This window comes from Candidatus Dormiibacterota bacterium, assembly GCA_035532035.1.
GTDB lineage: Bacteria > Vulcanimicrobiota > Vulcanimicrobiia > Vulcanimicrobiales > Vulcanimicrobiaceae > Tyrphobacter.
Window position 1 is genome coordinate 1 of the sequence record DATKRS010000033.1, and the last position, 15,749, is coordinate 15,749.

The window sequence follows — 15,749 nt, forward strand, 5'->3', positions numbered from 1 at the left end:
GCAGATCGTCGGCAGCGGCGATGCGCCGACGCTGAACGCCCTCGCCCGCGAATACGGCAACGCAACGCAGTTTTACGCCGAGACGCATCCGAGCGAGCCAAACTACGTCGCGATGATCGGAGGCTACACCTACGGTATACGCGACGATGACGCGTACTTCTGCACGCCGCGCGACCGCAATCCATCGTGCCCGCACAGTAACGAGCGGGGATACGTCAACCACACGATCGATGCGCCGAACCTTGCAACGCAACTCCAGTCCGCGGGCCTCACGTGGAAGAACTACGATGAGTCGCTCCCGGCTCCAGGGTCGCTCGCCGTCGTGGCGGCCGATCGTCACGCTCGCAACGTCCCGCCGGCGCTCGTGGTCTATGCATCGAAGCACTCGGGCTTCATCAACTTCCTCTCCGTCCAGGCAGATCCGCATCGAGCGCAGCACATCGTCGGCTTCGATCGGCTCTACGCGGATCTGCGCAGCGGGACGGTGCCGAACTTTTCGTTGGTCATCCCGAACATTTGTGACGAGATGCACGGCGCGGGCACGTCCCAGACGCCGCAGGACTGCAACTACAATCGTCTCGGCCGGCTTATCCATCGCGGCGACGAGACCGCCGGCGACTTGGTCCACCGGATCATGGCGTCGCCCATCTGGCGCGCGAAGGAGAATGCGGCGATCGTGATCACGTTCGACGAGAACGACGACTGGTCGTTCGTCGGCTGTTGCGGAAACGATCCGCGCGATCCGGCGAATAGGGGCGGCGGTCACATTCCGACGATCGTGGTGACGAATCACGGTCCTCGTCATGCGATCGACCCGACGCCGTACAGCCACTACTCGTTGCTGCGCACGATCGAAGATGCCTTCGGCATCCACGCGTACTTGCGCCGGGCTGCGGCGCCGGGCGTTCGCCCGATGCTGCCGCTCTTTCGCTCCGCCGCTGGGTACTGAAGCAGGAAGGTAGTACCTTTCGCGTAACGCACGAGGTATTGTGCCGACCGAGGATCTTCGTATTGAAACCAGCGCCGAGAACGGCGGGGAGACGCTGCTCTTTCGCCTCTCCGGTAGCCTCGACGTGGCAACGTCCGCCCAAATGAAACAAGCGCTAGCTCAAGCGGCGACCGAAGGCCATGGCGACGTCGTCGTCGATCTCACGCGCGTCGAGTTCCTCGACTCGACGGGCCTCGGCGCGCTCATCGGAGCCCACCGGCGCGCGCTAGAAGCAGGGGGGCGCGTCGGGCTCATCGTCAAGGAGGGTCCGATCTCGCGTCTCCTCGCGATCACCGGTCTGTCGCGCGTCTTTACGCTCTACTCGTCACTGGGTGACGCGCTCGGTCACATAGCCGCCGTCGAGTAACTCGACGACGTGGCGGACCTGCACCGCAGAGCCCGTCGCGCGCAGGCCCGCGCCAACCTGCATCGCACATCCAGGATTCGCCGTCGCGACGATGCTCGCTCCGGTTTGGACGATCGCGTCGATCTTGCGCCGTTGCAGGCGGCGCGCCATCGCCGGCTGCGTAAGATTGTAGATGCCGGCACTGCCGCAGCAGATTGCGCTTTCACGCATCTCCACGAGGCGAAGACCGGGAACCATAGCGAGCAGCCTGCGCGGTGCGGCCGTGATGCGTTGGGCGTGTGCGAGGTGGCACGGCTCCTGATAGGTGACGGCCGCATCGAGCACGAGCGTGGGAGCAGGTAGCTCCACTGCGTCGAGGACTTCGACGGCGTCACGAACGCGGGATGAGAAACGCTCCGCCCGCGCGTGCCACGAGTCGTCGCGCGAGAACCATGCCGGATACTCCTTGAGCGCCGAGCCGCAACCCGCCGCATTCACCACGTAGACGTCTGCGCCGGAGCGCTCGAATGCGGCGATGTTTTTGCGCGCCATCTCGCGTCCCAAGTCGGGCTCACCGGCGTGCACCGCGATCGCGCCGCAGCATCCTTGATCGCTCGGCACGACGACGTTCAAACCTCCCCGGCCGAGCATACGAACCGTGGCCTCGTGCACGGACGGAAAGGCGACGTGCATCACGCAGCCGGTGTGAAGAAACGCCGTGCCTTGCGCGTGCGACACGTCGAAGCGTTGGCCGCGCGCAACGAATGCGCGCGCAGGTATACGCGGCGCGAGGGCTGCGAGATCGCGCATGCCCAGGGCGGAGGCGAGCGCCCCAAGCCCGGTCGCCTGCGCAACGCGCAGCATCGCAGCGACGGCGCGCATCGTGCCGAGGCGCGTAAAGAGCAGACGCAACGCGAGGCTCCGAACGGCCTTCGCCGCGAGTCCGTCGGTCGCAGCCTGCGCGCGGCGGATCTGCGCGCGTGCCGGCTCGATCAATCGTCCGTATTGGACGCCCGACGGACAGACGGCCTCACACGCGCGACAGTCGAGGCACTCGGACATCTGTTCGACGAATCCGGGGCTGAGAAGATCGAGCTGGCCCTCGCCCACAGCGCGAATCAGGCTGATGCGGCCGCGCGGGCCAGAAGTCTCTGTGGAGGTTTCGAGATAGGTAGGGCAGCTCTGCAGACAGAGGCCGCACCGGATGCACGTATCGTACGCGGCCGCGTCCGGAGCGTCGCTTCCGGTAAAACCCCGTACGACCGCCTCAGCCATCGCCTCTCTCTTCTACGCGCCGCTCGCCGCGCCCGCAGAGGAGAAGGTGCGTTTCGAGGCTCCGACGTTTTCGAAAAAGCCACGGATGGCGTACTTCCTTTGAAGTTTCGAAAAAAAGCGGCACCGCAGGAGCAATCATGGACGATTGCGCCGAGCGTCTCGAGCGCGGATGAGGTCGGCTTTTCGAAGCAGGGTTAGGGAGCTAGAGTTTCACGTCCTCGCGGCGCTCGGCGAGCGGGACGTACTTCACCCCTCGCGCCCCGACGTAGTTCGCGCGCGGCCGCATGAGCTTGTTGTCCGCGTACTGCTCCATGACGTGCGCGCACCAGCCGGCGACGCGGCTGATCGCGAAGACGGGCGTGAAGTACGCCGTGGGAATCCCGAGCGTGTAGTACACCGACGCGGAGTAGAGATCGACGTTCGGATAGAGCTGCTTGGCATTCCAGACCGCCTGTTCCATGCGCTCGGTCATCTCGACCCACGTGGTCGTCCCAGCGGCGGCACCGACTTCTTTGGCGATGCGCTTGAGTTCGGTGGCGCGGGGATCGTACGCCTTGTAGACGGCATGGCCGAAGCCCATGATCTTCTCGTGCGCGGCGAGCTTGCGGTTCACCCAGTCGTCGACCTTCGCCATCTCGCCGATCTCCAAGAGATTATGAATGACGCCCTCGTTGGCTCCGCCGTGAAGCGGACCCTTGAGCGCGCCGATCGCCGACGTGACGGCGGAGTACATGTCCGAGAGCGTCGACGCCGTCACGATTGCCGCAAAGGTCGACGCGTTCATGCCGTGATCGGCGTGCAGGATCAGCGAGACATCGAGGACGCGCGCAGCCTGCGCGTCGGGCATCGTTCCCGTGAACGTATAGAGGAAGTTCGCGGCGGTATCGGCGGCAGGGTCGGGAGCGACGGGCTCGAGCCCTTGCGAGATCCTGTAGTAGGCGGCGAGGATCGAGGGGAAAAGCGCCGTCAGCGTCAGCGCCTTTTCGATTTGTGCCTCGCGGGACATGTCGTTGACGTTTGGGTCAAAGAGCCCAAGCGCCGAGACGGCCGTGCGCAGGGCGTCCATGGGCGTGCCGTCATGCGGTAGCTCGCGAAGAACGGCGACGAGCTTCTGCGGGAGCGCCCGGCGTTTGCTCAGATTGGCGCGGAACGCATCCAGGGTTGCCTTCGACGGCAGGCTGTCGAACCACAGCAGGTACGCAACCTCCTCGAAGGTCGACCAGCGGGCGAGATCGTGGATATCGATCCCGCGATAGATCAGTTCGCCCTTCTCGCCGTTGATCGACGAGAGGCGCGTGTCGCCGACGACGGCGTCGCGCAGGCCGGTCTGTCCCATGGGTTGTGGGGCGCTCACCACGTCGTTCATATTCATTCCCCCCGCGTGCTGTGCATGCCGGGGTCTCCTATCGCTCCTAAGAGTGGCCGCTCGGCGTCCGGCCGCGCCATGACTTTTCACGCCCACGAGTTCGTTCCCATGCAGGAGAGCCTTGCCTCGGAGGACGGCCGAAGCGCGGCGCAGTAATGCGCCGCTCGACATGAGGAAAAAAGTAACGATCGTAGGCGCCGGTAACGTCGGCGCCACCACAGCGCACTGGCTCGCGGCAAAAGAGCTGGCGGACGTCGTTCTCGTCGACGTCATCGAGGGCGTTCCCCAGGGGAAGGCGCTCGATCTGCTCGAGGCGATGCCCGTCGAGAGGAGCGACGTTTCGGTCGTCGGCAGCAACGATTACGGACCGACGGACGGCTCCGATATCGTCGTCATCACGGCCGGATTTCCACGCAAGCCGGGCATGAGCCGCGACGATCTCGTCCGCGCGAACGCGGAGATCGTCGGAGCCGCCACAAAGGAGGCTGTCAAGCGCTCGCCGGGGTGCATCTTGATCGTCGTCACCAACCCGCTCGACGCCATGTGCGAGGTCGTGCGGCGCGTCAGCAGGTTTCCACGCGAGCGCATACTCGGGATGGCGGGCGTGCTCGACTCCGCTCGATTCTCTACGTTCGTCGCGATGGAGCTGGGAGTGAGCGTCGATAACGTCCAGACGTTCGTTCTCGGCGGCCACGGCGACCAGATGGTGCCGTTGCCGCGCTATTCGACGGTGGCCGGAGTGCCGATCATCGAGCTGCTCGATGCAGCGACGATCGCGCGCCTCGTGGAACGCACGGCGAAAGGCGGCGGCGAGATCGTCAATCTCCTCAAGGCGGGGAGTGCCTACTACGCACCCGGGCGTTCGATCGCTGAGATGGTCGACGCAATCCTGAAGGACAAACACAAGATTCTGCCGTGCGCCGCCTACCTGCAGGGCGAGTACGGAATCCACGACCTCTTCATCGGCGTTCCATGTCGCCTCGGATCGGTCGGCTTGGAGAAGGTTCTCGAGATCCGCCTCACGAGCGAAGAGAGCGCTGCGCTGCACGCCAGTGCCGAAGCGGTAAAATCGCTCGTGAAGGCGCTGCCGTAGCATCTTCGAATACAGGTGGTATGAGCATGGCACCCGGCGGCGAGTTTTTGCCGAGCATCCATGTGAATGTGGCCTCGGTTGCCGGCGGCTATACCGTCGGAAATGCGGCGTTCTTTCACTACATCGTGCGTTTGGCAGAGTTCGACATGCCGCTTTCCGGCGACGACCGTGAAGCGCTCGACGTGCTTGCAGCGATCCCGCACGCGCTCGATCGCGACGAAGACGCTGCGCGGCTCTCTGGGCGCGGTTGGCGCATCGTCCCGGCGCGCGACGATCTCGACTGGGCCGTGCTCGAGGCGACGCCGCAACGCTTGCGCAGCGCACTGGCCCGCGCGCGCAAGATTCTCTGGATGCGCGCGGCCGAGTTCCGCGTCAGCGCGCAGCAGATCGCCTCGATCGAGGACGAGCTCGATGCCGTCGACGGCGTCATCTTGCGAGCAGAGGCTGCCGGCGTCCCGATCAGCGTCTCATACATAGCGTAGACTCCTAGCAGGACCCAGGCCGAAGAGTCGCACGACCCCTTCGCGTAGGCCGTTATGCCCGCGGTCATCGTGCGCTTGGCTTCCAGACGCGCTTTTTACGCACCGCCTACAATCGACGTGTGGCTACTTCCGTGCGAAGGATCGAGTCCTTCACCGTCGTCGTTCCTTCGTATAACGAAGCAGCGACGCTCCGCACGAACACCGAGGCGATTCGGGCCTATCTCGACGCGAGAACCCCCGCCCATGACGCGCTCTGGACGATCCTGATCGTCGATGACGCGAGCAGCGACGAGACGCCCGAGATCGCCGCGGAGCTGGCTCGCGAGGACCGGCGAATCCGTGTGATTCGCCGGACCGCGAACGGAGGAGTCGACGCTGCGATTCGCAGCGGAATCGAGGCCGTGCAGAGCGACGCCGTCGTCGTACTCGATGCGGACCTCAGCTACCGAGCGCCGATCGTAGGCGCGCTTCTCGAGGCCCTGAGCGCAGAAGAGGCGGAGGTCGTCGTGGCCTCCGCCTACGCTCCGGGCGGCGAGGTGCGCAACGTACCGCGCCGGCGCGTCGTACTCTCCCGCTGGGCCAACCGGTTTCTCGCGTACGCCGCGCGCGAGCGCGTTCATACCCTGACGTGCATCGTTCGAGCCTATCGCACCGACGCATTGCGCAGCTTGCTCGCGTATCGTCCCGACGGCGACGCGGCCCACGTCATGCTGCTGGACGCCTTGCGTCTGGGCATGCGCGTCCACGAGATCCCGGCGCGTTTGGAGTGGGCGCCGGAACGCCGCTCTCGGATGAGTCTCTCCGCCGTGCTCCGCCGCACGGCCAGCGTCATGGGCGCGGCGCTGCGCGAGCGCCCGTCCCTGGCACTGACGATTCCGGGGTTCGTTCCCGGCGTCTTGCCACTTGCGGTAGCGCTCTGTCTTCTGGTGCACGCGACGCCGCGTCAAGTCGGCATCGTCGCATCGGCGACCTTCGCGGTGCAGACCGCGAGCCTCTTCGTCTTTGGATTTCACTCGGGAAACTTCGCACTTCGCACACTTTTGACGCGCCGGTCAGCGAGCCGCGGCGTCGTGAGGGAGAACACGTGAACTTGGAAACCGCCCTGCCGCCGCGCGCATTGCCCTCCGACCAGGAGGCTTCGGGCCGAAACTTCGGAGAGCGCGAAATTGCGCACGTCACCGAGGCGCTGGCCAGCGGGACATTGACGAGCACGAAAGGGCGGTTCGTTAGAGCGCTCGAGCGTACGTTCGCCGACATGCTCGGAGCGAAACACGCATACGCGTGCAGCTCGGGATCCGCCGCAGTGCACTGCGCGCTGGCCGCGCTCGACCTCGAGCCAGGCGACGAAGTCGTGACCTCTCCCATCACCGACATGGGAGCGCTCGCGCCGATCCTCTATCAGGGCGCCATCCCGGTTTTCGCCGACGTCGATCCGCGCACGCTCAACGTCACCGCGGCGACGATCGAAGCGGCCTTGAGCGAGCGCACGCGGGCCGTCGTGGTGACGCATCTCTTCGGCGCGCCGTGTGACATGCACCCGATCGAAGCGCTGGCGAAAGAGAAGAGCCTGCCGATCGTCGAGGACTGCGCCCAGGCGTTTCTCGCGACGCATCGCGATCGCTACGTGGGCACCATCGGTCGCATCGGAACCTTCAGCTTGCAACAAGGCAAGCACATCACCACGGGTGAGGGGGGCCTCGTCGTGACGAACGACGACGAGCTCGCGCGGCGGATCTTCCTGTTCATCAACAAAGCGTGGGGATACGGCGACGAGAATCCCGATCACTACTTCTTAGCGCTCAACTACCGGCTCAGCGAGCTCCAGGGCGCCGTCGGGCTCGCGCAGTTGGAGAAGCTCGAGCGCGCCGTCGAGCGGCGGGTGCTCCTTGCGAGCATCCTCACGAAATGGCTCGAGGGCGTACCGGGCGTCGGCGTTCCCCAGCAGCCGCTGGACGCGCGCGGCGTCTTCTGGCGGTACGCGATCCGTCTCGACCCGGCGATATTCCCAGGCGGTCCGCAAGCCTTCGCGGCAAAGTTGAAAGACCGCTCGATCCTCACCGCTCCGCGATACATTCAAAAGCCCGCGTTCGAATGCGCGGTGATTCGCGACCAGCGCACGTTTGGGACGAGCCGCTGGCCGTTCACGCTCGCGCGACCCGAGGCGGTTCGCTACGAGCGCGAGCGCTATCCGGGCGTCTACGGTGGCCTCGATGCCGTGCTCGTCATACCGTGGAACGATCGACTCTCGATCGGCGACGTCGAGTACATCGCCCGCTCGATCATCTCGACGGCGCGAGATCTGCGGAGGGTTGCATGAAGCCGTACGCGCTGGGCATCGTCGGCACCGGTGCGATCGGAGCGATGCACGTCCAAACCGCTCTCGGCGCGCCGGACGTGCGCCTCGCTGCCGTCTGCGACGAACGTCCGGACGTCCTCGAGCCGATGGCTGCTCGTTCGGGTGCACGCGGCTATCTGCGATACGAAGAGCTCGCCTACGAAGAACGGCTCGACGGCGTCATCATCTGTACGCCGCCGGTGACGCATCGCGAGCTCGTGAACTTCTACTTGGAGCGCGGCGTCGACGTCTTGTGCGAAAAACCTCTCGCGATGAACGGCCTCGAGGCGCGCGAGATGTACGCCTGCGCGCGGCGGAACGGGCGCCTGCTGATGCTCGCTTCGAAGTTTAGGTACGTCGCCGACCTCGCTGCGGCGCGCCAGCTTCTGCGCGAAGGCGCGCTCGGTACGATACGGCACGCGGAGATCACCTTCACCTCGAACGTCGACATGCGCTCGCGCTGGAACGCGAATCCGGCGGTGAGCGGCGGTGGCGTCGTCATCGACAATGGAAGCCATGCCGCGGACATCTGCCGCTATCTCTTCGGTCCGGTCGTGTCAGTGGCCGCCGTCGGTTACGTACGCGCCGAAGGGCTCGCGGTCGAAGACAGCGCCTATCTCTATCTCGGAACGGCTACCGGCAGCGGGGTAACCGTCGATCTGAGCTGGAGCCTGGAACGGCATCTCCCGTACTACGTGCGCATCTTCGGCGAGCACGGGCGACTCTCCATCGGTTGGAAGGAGTCGACGCTCTCGCGTGGTCCGTCGGGGCACGCGACGACGATTGGATTGGGCTATTCGAAAGCCGAGGCATTTGTTGCGCTGCACCGCGATTTCGTCGAGGCCTCGAGCGCCGGCGGCCGGCCACGCATGGATGACGCTGCTGCACTGGCGGCCGTCGACGTCGTGGAGGCTGCGTACGCGTCGATTCGGCACGGCGGGCGGACGGCAGTCGAAGCAGAGGAGGGCATCGCGGTATGAGCGCGGCGCTCGCCGAGATTTTCGTCCATCCCTCGGCGATCGTCGAGGATGGCGTTCGCATCGGAGCTGGGTCGCGCATCTGGGACAACGTACACGTCCGTCACTCGACGCGAATCGGCGACGAGTGCATCGTCGGTGAGAAGAGCTACATCGCCTACGGCGTCGCGGTCGGCAACCGCGTCAAGATCAATGCGTTCGTTTATATCTGTGCCGGCGTGACGATCGAGGACGGCGTGATGATCAGCGCCGGCGCGGTCTTCACGAACGATCGCTTTCCTCGAGCGGCTACGCCCGATCTCTCTACGTTACGCTCGTCCGATCCCGACGAGGAGACGCTTCCGACGCTCGTTCGTGAAGGAGCAAGCATCGGGGCGCACGCGACGATCGGATGCGGCCTCGAGATCGGCCGCTTCGCGATGGTGGGCATGGGAGCGGTCGTAACGCGCTCGATACCCAACTTTCATCTCGCGATCGGTGCGCCGGCACACTCGGTAGGCATCGTCTGCCGCTGCGGAAAGCCGATCCTGCGATTCGATGACGGAGGGTCTTCGGTCACGCGCGATGTCGTCTGCGCTCCGTGCGGCCGCGCTTACAGCATACGCGCCGGAATGGTGAGCGAGTCGTGAGCGCGCGAACGCTCGTCGTCGGCGGCGGCATCGCCGGGCTCGTCACGGCGCTGCGCCTCGCGACGCGCGGCGAACAGGTCAGCATCGTCGACGGCGAGACGGCCGTGGGAGGCCTGACGCGCCCCTGGGACATCGGCGGAGTCACCTGGGATCGCTTCTATCACGTCATCCTCGCGTCTGACGTGGAAACGCGTGCCCTGCTCGACGAGATCGGCCTCGGCGAGCGGCTCGTCTTCTCGCCGGTGAAGACGGCGCTCTACGTCGAGGGCAAGCTCTATCCGTTCTCAGGGGCATTGGATTTTCTCACGTTCCCAGAGCTCGGGATCGTCGACAAGCTTCGCTTGCTGGCAACGATCGCGCACGCGCGCTACTCCGGCAACGACGCCGCCTACGACTGGGAGAGCGTGGTCGAATACTTGACGCGCTGGTCCGGCGAAGCGACGGTCGAGCGCATCTGGCGTCCATTATTGCGCGCGAAGCTCGGCGACCACTACGCGACCGCTTCGGCGGCATTCATCCGAGCCACGATCAAGCGCCTGCAGGGCGCACGACGGCGCGGCATCGGGGGCGAGCAGTATGGGTACGTGCGCGGCGGGTACGCGGCCATCTTGGCGGCGCTCGAAACGCGACTGCGCCGGCTCGGCGTCGATTTCATTCTGGGCAGTCGCGTTCGTGAGGTCACGCTGCACGACGGCTACGTCCGCGTTGCGCTGGAATCCGGCGAAATCTCCGGTGACCGTGCCATTCTCACGGTACCGTCACCGGTCTGTGCGGCGCTCTGCCCGCAGCTGACCGCGGCCGAGCGCCGCACCTTCGCACAGGACCGCTACTTCGGCGTCGTGTGCGTCTCGCTGCTGGTGAACCGGAGGCTGGGGAATGCGTACGTCACGAACGTCGCCGATGCAGGCTTCCCGTTCACGGGCGTCATCAACATGAGCGCGCTCGTCGATCGAGCGCAGCTGGGCGGCTACGATCTCGTCTACGTGCCGAAGTACGGCCCTGCCGACGAGCGTGCGTTCACGCTCTCCGACGAGGTCCTGATCGCGCAGGCAACGCGTGGCCTCTCCCGCGTCTTTGCGGGATTCACCGCTTGCGATGTCGTCGCGGCGCGCGTCGCGCGCGCAGCGCACGTGTTTCCGTTCCCGCGCATCGGGCGCGCTCAAAGCCTGCCTCCGGCGCGCACGTCGTTGCGACGGATCGCCGTCGTGAACAACGGCCGTTTGCGCTATGCAACCCTGAATGTCAGCGACACGATCGGCGTCGTCGACGCGGCCTTGGCGGAGCTCGACAACGATCCCATCTGGAGGTACGCGCATGAAAGCCGCGCTCTCGCTGGATCTCGATAATCTCTGGTCGTACCTCAAAATACGCGGCGACGAGCGGTGGCGGGAGTATCCTTCCTATCTTTCTTCGCTCGTACCGCTCGTGCTCGACCGCCTCGCTTCGGCTGGCGCGCGCATCACGTTTTTCGTGGTTGGCGCGGATGCCGAACGAGCGGAGAACCGGGATGCTTTGCGTGCGATCGTGCGGGCCGGGCACGACGTTGGAAACCATTCGCATCGCCACGAATCGTGGATGAACCGCTACACGGCGCAAGAGGTGCACGCCGAGCTCGAGCGATCGGAACGCGCGATCGCTGCTGCGACCGGCGTTCGCGTGAGCGGCTTTCGCGCCCCGGGATTCGCAGTGTCGCCCGCGGTGGTCTACGCGCTTGCGGAGCGTGGCTACCGGTACGACGCATCGACCCTGCCGACGTTTGTTGGACCGCTCGCGCGCGCGTACTACTTTCGAAATGCTCGCCTCGACGCGACTGCGCGCGAGGAGCGCGCGACGCTCTTCGGGCAGTGGAGCGACGGCCTTCGACCGAACCGGCCGCACCGCATAGCGAACGCCGATCTTCTCGAGCTTCCGGTAACCGTGACCCCCGGAGTACGCACGCCCTTTCACGTGAGCTACTTGTTGTACGTCGCGAGCTACTCGCGCACAGCGGCGCTGGCATACTTCCGTAGCGCGCTCGCCGCGTGCGCGTGGACCAAGACAATGCCGTCGCTGCTGCTCCACCCGCTCGATTTCTTGGGCGCCGGTGACGCGCCGGGGTTGGAGTTCTTCCCCGGGATGACGATGCGCGGCGAGAAGAAGCGTGCCTTCGTCGACGCGGTGCTGCGAGAATACGCTCGGCGCTTCGAGGTCGTCGCAATGGACGACGCCGCAGCGCACGTGGAACGGGAACTCGCATGCAGGCGGGAGGCGGTAGCATGAAACTGCGCGTCGTTGGCGCGGTCGCCTTGGCCGTCGTCGTCGCAGGGCTGCTCGCAGCATTCGGTCCGCGGCCCCAGTTCACGGCCGACGGTTACGACTACGCGATCGTCATGCTCATGGACCGTGGTATGCCGTACGCCCAATCGCAGGCACAAGCGGCACGCTTTTACGCACGTACGCCGATCGCGCGCAATCCGCTCGTACACCCGTGGCTGACCGGCAAGCCGGAATACTGGGAGCTCTTCTCGGTACGCTCCGTGTACCCGTGGCTGGCCTCGCGCTTGTACCCGTACCGCGGCTTTCGTGCGCTCGTGGACGTGTCACGTCTTTCCTACGTGGCCGTAGCAATGCTCGTCGTGCTCTTGGGCATGCGCTTCGCTCCGCTTCGATACGCAGTGCTGCTCTCGATCGGCGTTTCGCTCTTTCCACCGTGGCGCGATCTCGCGCGCGACGCCCTCACGGACCCACTCGCGGTGGTCTTTGCCGCGGGAGCGCTCCTCGCGGCAGCCGCGTGCATGACGAAGCTCACGCCATGGCGGCTAATTCTGTTTGCCGCGCTGTGCGGGCTGCTCACCTTCACTCGTCCGATTCCCTACATCGTACTGGGCGCGGGGATCGTCGCCGGGTTCGCGGCCCCACGCCGCGGCGATCGCACGGGAATAGCAGCGGCTGCTTGGATCACGGGCATTGCGGCTCTCTGGGCGGTCGCCATCGAGATCGCGCTCACGCACGCGCATACCCCGAGCTTCCGATGGATTGTCGCGGATACGTACCAGCACTTCGTCGCGCGGGGATACGCGCCGGCGGGGGAGACGCTGCGGGCGTTCTTCGTGCACGAGGAGCTAACCATTGCCGGGCATGCGTTGCTCAAGGGCCTCATGAGCGTCGTTCCCGTGCTAGCAATCGCCGGCATGGTGCTGCGACGTGCCGATCCGGCAACGCCGTTGCTCGCAGGGGCGTGTGCGGCCACCTGGTTCGGCGCACTCGTCGACCCGGATCGGTTCGACGTCGTGCGTTGCGTGGTGATGCCGGTGGCTCCCGTTCTTGCCGCCTTCGCCGCTGCTACCCTTGCCGCCGCGGCGCAACGCGTCCCGCGCGCACTAGGTCTACCGGCCCTATCCATGCGGTACTTCATCTCTCGACGGGCGCTCGTTCGTAACAGTACGGTAAAGGAGTAATCATGGCACTGTTTTCTGGTTATCTGTCTCGGGCACTGCGGGCATTTCTCGCCTTCAGCTATCTCGTCGTCTTCGTAGGTGGAGCAGCACAGGCGCAGCACGTTCTTCCCGTCTTGGGAACGGCTCCGCTTTTGGGAGCGATGAGCTCGACTGCGGATCTCCAGGAGCGCGTACGGGAACGGCACGCGATGTTCGAGACCGCGGCGCAGGACCTCGGCCTGACCGACGCCGAGACGCAAGAGCTCGTGAGCCACATCATGTCCGGTCAGGTGCGGTGGGGAGTCGTTCCCCAGCATCTCGACGCGATGACGTGGGCATGGGATGGTAGCGTCTACATGTACCGCGACGTCGTCATCCCCGCGGGGGAATACGGATGGGAGACCGACATTCGCGTCGGGCCGAACGTTCATGCGCTCTTTATTCCGGCAGCGTGCGGTAATCTGTCGCTCGTAGAGCGCAGCGAGCCGGTCGCCTACGTTCCGCCGCCCCCGCCGCCTCCGCCGCCGCCGTCCTGCCCGAACGGGCTCCTGGGAAATCCGCCCGACTGCTACCAGCCTCAGTGTCCGAACGGGATGATGGGAGCGCCTCCGAACTGCTACCAGCCTGCGTGCCAGGCCGGCTGCCAGACGCCGCCGCCTGCGCTCACGCAGGTCGTCGTGAGGACGACGGTGCGGCAAGACGTATCGTGGTGGTTGATCCCGCTGACGCTCATCGGATTTTTCTTCGGCGGTCACTACCACAATCAGCCGCCGCCGTATGGGCCCCCGCCCGGTCCGCCGCCGGTGAAATGTCCACCGGTCGATCCCTAGGACTTCGCTAGCTTCCTGCCAGCAAGCTCGTTGCGGGGTGTACGTCGGCGCATCCCACGAGCTCGCCGCCGCAGATCGAACAGCTGCGCACCAGTTTCATGGCGACGAGCTGCAATCCGACGTGGGCGCGGCAGCTGCCGTGCTCGCTGGGACAGACGAACGCGGCGCGCCGGCGACACGGATGTAATGCATCGTACGCAGCCGCGCACTCTCCCGGGCGTCCCGGCGTGGACTGCGCATGCGCGGAAAAGGTCCGGCGCAGATCGCGAAGGCTCACGACGTCGTTGACGCGTCCTTCCTTCATGCAGACGCGGCACCGGCGATCGGTTCGCCGTCTCCCCGTCGTCTTGACCGCGTGATTGGGGCAGAGCGCGTGCAGCTCGCTGCAGGCATAGTTTGCCGGCTGGCCGCAGGTCTCGCCGCGGGCATTGAGCGCACCGCAGGTAGGAGCGTCGATCGAATTATCCGGCACGAATCCTATTGTAGTCTTCGCGTGCGACATTTTCTCACTCGGCGGCACGAGTTAACAGACTCTTGACGGCGCTAATGAGCCATTAGTTCTTCCGGCGACGCCTGCGGGACCGATGGTCCCGGTTGCGATGGGGTAGACTCGTCCGCTCGCATGAGTCTGCGCGACTCTCGGGAGCGCCGACGTGCTCCAATACCATTGGAGTAGGCATGAACGCATCGCTCGCGCGCAAGCAGATTTTGATCGCCGGGGCGGCTGCCGTCGCTCCGGCGGTACCCGCGCCTGCGCCGCGCGTCTACAACCCGGCGTGGCGCGGTATCGTGGCGCTGGGCGACGTCGCCGCCCTGGCCGCAGCATTCCTCATCTCGGCGACCATCGTTCGGGACGTGTGGGGCGAGCGGCCGAGTCTGGGCGCATGCGTCGTCGCTGCACTCGTGTTGCTCCTTGCGCTGGCAGCACGCGGCCTGCACGAGAAGACTTACGCGATCGCTCGGCGCGACGAAATCTACTACGCCCTTGCAGTTACCGTACTCAGCGGCATCATCATCGTGGCGGGATTTCTTCTCGTCGGCACGTCGTGGCCGACACGCCTCGCGGTCACCTTAGGCGTCCTTCTTTCAGGCGTTGCGCTTGGCACGGTGCGCTACGTCGTGCGGCGCGTCGCGGGTGAGGAGAGGCTCTTCGTCGAGCCCCGCATCGTCTCGGTAGCGAGCGAGAGCGAAGCCGAGCGCCGTCTCTCGGATCCGAGCAGCGAAAATCTGCCGACGCACGTCGTCATCGAGAAGCCGGTTACCGGCGGCAGGATCAACGAGCTCGCGCGCACGGCGGCGCGGCGCGGCATCGTTCTCGTGCTCGCCTCGGAAGGCTGCGCACCGGTCCTTGCCGTGCGCGGGCTCTGTCTCGACGGCTCGACCGTCTTGGAGGTTGGCGTTCCGGCCGTCGACGCGCGCTGGTCGCGCGCCGCCAAGCGTGCATTCGATCTCCTCGTAGCCTCTGCGGCACTCGTTCTCGTAGCTCCGATCCTTGCCGTCGCCGCACTTGCAATATGGCTCGAGAGCGGCGGGCCTGTGTTCTACCATCAACCGCGCGTCGGCCGGGACGGTGCGACGTTTTCGATACTGAAGCTGCGCTCGATGCGGCGCGACGCGGAATCCGCAACCGGCGCCGTCTGGGCCGTTGACGGCGACCCGCGCGTCACGCGCGTGGGCCGCATCCTGCGGCGCACGTCCATCGACGAGCTGCCGCAGCTCGTGAACGTGCTTCGCGGTGAAATGTCCGTCGTCGGCCCGCGCCCCGAGCGCCCGGTTTTCGTGGAACGCTTCTCGCGGGAGCATCCACGGTACCGCGAGCGGCTTCTCGTCGCTCCCGGCTTGACGGCGTGCTCGCACCTCTACATGCCGAGGACCATGGGCAGCGACGCTGTCGGCGGGCGCCTCGATTACGATCTGTTCTACATTCGGAATTGGTCGCTCGCGATGGACGTCGCCTTGATCCTGAAGACGGCAGCCGAAGTCGTTTTTCACAGGGCCGCATGAGGCTCGCG

Annotated in this window: 16 protein-coding genes; 13 read left to right on the forward strand and 3 right to left on the reverse strand. The window is 65.7% G+C overall.

The annotated features are described in order from the left end of the window. A partial coding sequence (locus tag VMV82_10290; protein HUY41944.1) for an alkaline phosphatase family protein occupies window positions 1-949 on the forward strand: 949 nt, incomplete at its 5' end. 40 nt (window positions 950-989) lie between these two features. Further along, window positions 990-1,355, forward strand: coding sequence for an STAS domain-containing protein (locus tag VMV82_10295; protein HUY41945.1), 366 nt, complete (start codon window positions 990-992; stop codon window positions 1,353-1,355). Here VMV82_10295 and VMV82_10300 read toward each other — a convergent pair. Continuing rightward, a complete protein-coding gene (locus VMV82_10300; protein HUY41946.1) occupies window positions 1,314-2,609 on the reverse strand; it encodes a (Fe-S)-binding protein in 1,296 nt (431 codons plus the stop codon). The two genes, VMV82_10295 and VMV82_10300, sit on opposite strands and share 42 nt — an antisense overlap. Before the next feature lie 202 nt (window positions 2,610-2,811). Then, complete coding sequence (locus VMV82_10305; protein HUY41947.1) at window positions 2,812-3,975, reverse strand: citrate/2-methylcitrate synthase; 1,164 nt, start codon at window positions 3,973-3,975, stop codon at window positions 2,812-2,814. A gap of 169 nt (window positions 3,976-4,144) precedes the next feature. On the opposite strand from VMV82_10305, the gene mdh reads away from it, so the two are divergent. The 10 genes from mdh (at window position 4,145) to VMV82_10355 (ending at window position 13,737) form a co-directional block, all read left to right on the forward strand. Next, window positions 4,145-5,068, forward strand: coding sequence for a malate dehydrogenase (mdh, locus tag VMV82_10310; protein ID HUY41948.1), 924 nt, complete (start codon window positions 4,145-4,147; stop codon window positions 5,066-5,068). Between the two features lie 20 nt (window positions 5,069-5,088). Then, the gene (locus VMV82_10315) at window positions 5,089-5,550 is read left to right on the forward strand and encodes a hypothetical protein (GenBank protein ID HUY41949.1); all 462 of its coding nucleotides are present in this window, start codon (window positions 5,089-5,091) and stop codon (window positions 5,548-5,550) included. A 131-nt stretch (window positions 5,551-5,681) separates the two neighbouring features. Then, window positions 5,682-6,638, forward strand: coding sequence for a glycosyltransferase family 2 protein (locus VMV82_10320; protein ID HUY41950.1), 957 nt, complete (start codon window positions 5,682-5,684; stop codon window positions 6,636-6,638). Between the two features lie 2 nt (window positions 6,639-6,640). Further along, a complete protein-coding gene (locus VMV82_10325; protein ID HUY41951.1) occupies window positions 6,641-7,867 on the forward strand; it encodes a DegT/DnrJ/EryC1/StrS family aminotransferase in 1,227 nt (408 codons plus the stop codon). Beyond that, a complete protein-coding gene (locus VMV82_10330; protein HUY41952.1) occupies window positions 7,864-8,865 on the forward strand; it encodes a Gfo/Idh/MocA family oxidoreductase in 1,002 nt (333 codons plus the stop codon). The genes VMV82_10325 and VMV82_10330 overlap by 4 nt, the downstream gene beginning before the upstream one ends. Beyond that, window positions 8,862-9,491 carry an acyltransferase gene (locus VMV82_10335; protein HUY41953.1) on the forward strand — a complete coding sequence of 210 codons (630 nt, stop codon included), beginning with the start codon at window positions 8,862-8,864 and terminating at the stop codon, window positions 9,489-9,491. Before VMV82_10330 ends, VMV82_10335 begins: the two co-directional genes overlap by 4 nt. Continuing rightward, window positions 9,488-10,837 (forward strand): FAD-dependent oxidoreductase, encoded by a 1,350-nt coding sequence (locus VMV82_10340; protein ID HUY41954.1) that lies wholly within the window; start codon window positions 9,488-9,490, stop codon window positions 10,835-10,837. The genes VMV82_10335 and VMV82_10340 overlap by 4 nt, the downstream gene beginning before the upstream one ends. Next, window positions 10,806-11,750: a polysaccharide deacetylase family protein gene (locus VMV82_10345; GenBank protein ID HUY41955.1), complete on the forward strand. Its 945-nt coding sequence runs from the start codon at window positions 10,806-10,808 to the stop codon at window positions 11,748-11,750. The genes VMV82_10340 and VMV82_10345 overlap by 32 nt, the downstream gene beginning before the upstream one ends. Continuing rightward, window positions 11,747-12,928, forward strand: coding sequence for a hypothetical protein (locus tag VMV82_10350; protein HUY41956.1), 1,182 nt, complete (start codon window positions 11,747-11,749; stop codon window positions 12,926-12,928). Before VMV82_10345 ends, VMV82_10350 begins: the two co-directional genes overlap by 4 nt. Before the next feature lie 2 nt (window positions 12,929-12,930). Next, a complete protein-coding gene (locus tag VMV82_10355) occupies window positions 12,931-13,737 on the forward strand; it encodes a hypothetical protein (GenBank protein HUY41957.1) in 807 nt (268 codons plus the stop codon). A 7-nt stretch (window positions 13,738-13,744) separates the two neighbouring features. On the opposite strand, the gene VMV82_10360 is transcribed toward VMV82_10355, so the two are convergent. Further along, a complete protein-coding gene (locus VMV82_10360; protein HUY41958.1) occupies window positions 13,745-14,209 on the reverse strand; it encodes a hypothetical protein in 465 nt (154 codons plus the stop codon). Window positions 14,210-14,415: 206 nt separating this feature from the next. On the opposite strand from VMV82_10360, the gene VMV82_10365 reads away from it, so the two are divergent. Beyond that, complete coding sequence (locus VMV82_10365) at window positions 14,416-15,741, forward strand: sugar transferase (GenBank protein ID HUY41959.1); 1,326 nt, start codon at window positions 14,416-14,418, stop codon at window positions 15,739-15,741. The last annotated feature ends 8 nt before the right edge of the window (window positions 15,742-15,749 follow it).

Excerpts from the sequence above, each read along its gene's own strand:
- VMV82_10305 (HUY41947.1), bottom strand. The coding sequence starts at position 3,975 with ATGAACGACGTGGTGAGCGCCCCACAACCCATGGGACAGACCGGCCTG.
- VMV82_10315 (HUY41949.1), top strand. The coding sequence starts at position 5,089 with ATGAGCATGGCACCCGGCGGCGAGTTTTTGCCGAGCATCCATGTGAAT.
- VMV82_10355 (HUY41957.1), top strand. The coding sequence starts at position 12,931 with ATGGCACTGTTTTCTGGTTATCTGTCTCGGGCACTGCGGGCATTTCTC.
- VMV82_10345 (HUY41955.1), top strand. The coding sequence starts at position 10,806 with ATGAAAGCCGCGCTCTCGCTGGATCTCGATAATCTCTGGTCGTACCTC.
- VMV82_10350 (HUY41956.1), top strand. The coding sequence starts at position 11,747 with ATGAAACTGCGCGTCGTTGGCGCGGTCGCCTTGGCCGTCGTCGTCGCA.
- mdh (HUY41948.1), top strand. The coding sequence starts at position 4,145 with ATGAGGAAAAAAGTAACGATCGTAGGCGCCGGTAACGTCGGCGCCACC.
- VMV82_10300 (HUY41946.1), bottom strand. The coding sequence starts at position 2,609 with ATGGCTGAGGCGGTCGTACGGGGTTTTACCGGAAGCGACGCTCCGGAC.
- VMV82_10330 (HUY41952.1), top strand. The coding sequence starts at position 7,864 with ATGAAGCCGTACGCGCTGGGCATCGTCGGCACCGGTGCGATCGGAGCG.
- VMV82_10365 (HUY41959.1), top strand. The coding sequence starts at position 14,416 with ATGAACGCATCGCTCGCGCGCAAGCAGATTTTGATCGCCGGGGCGGCT.
- VMV82_10335 (HUY41953.1), top strand. The coding sequence starts at position 8,862 with ATGAGCGCGGCGCTCGCCGAGATTTTCGTCCATCCCTCGGCGATCGTC.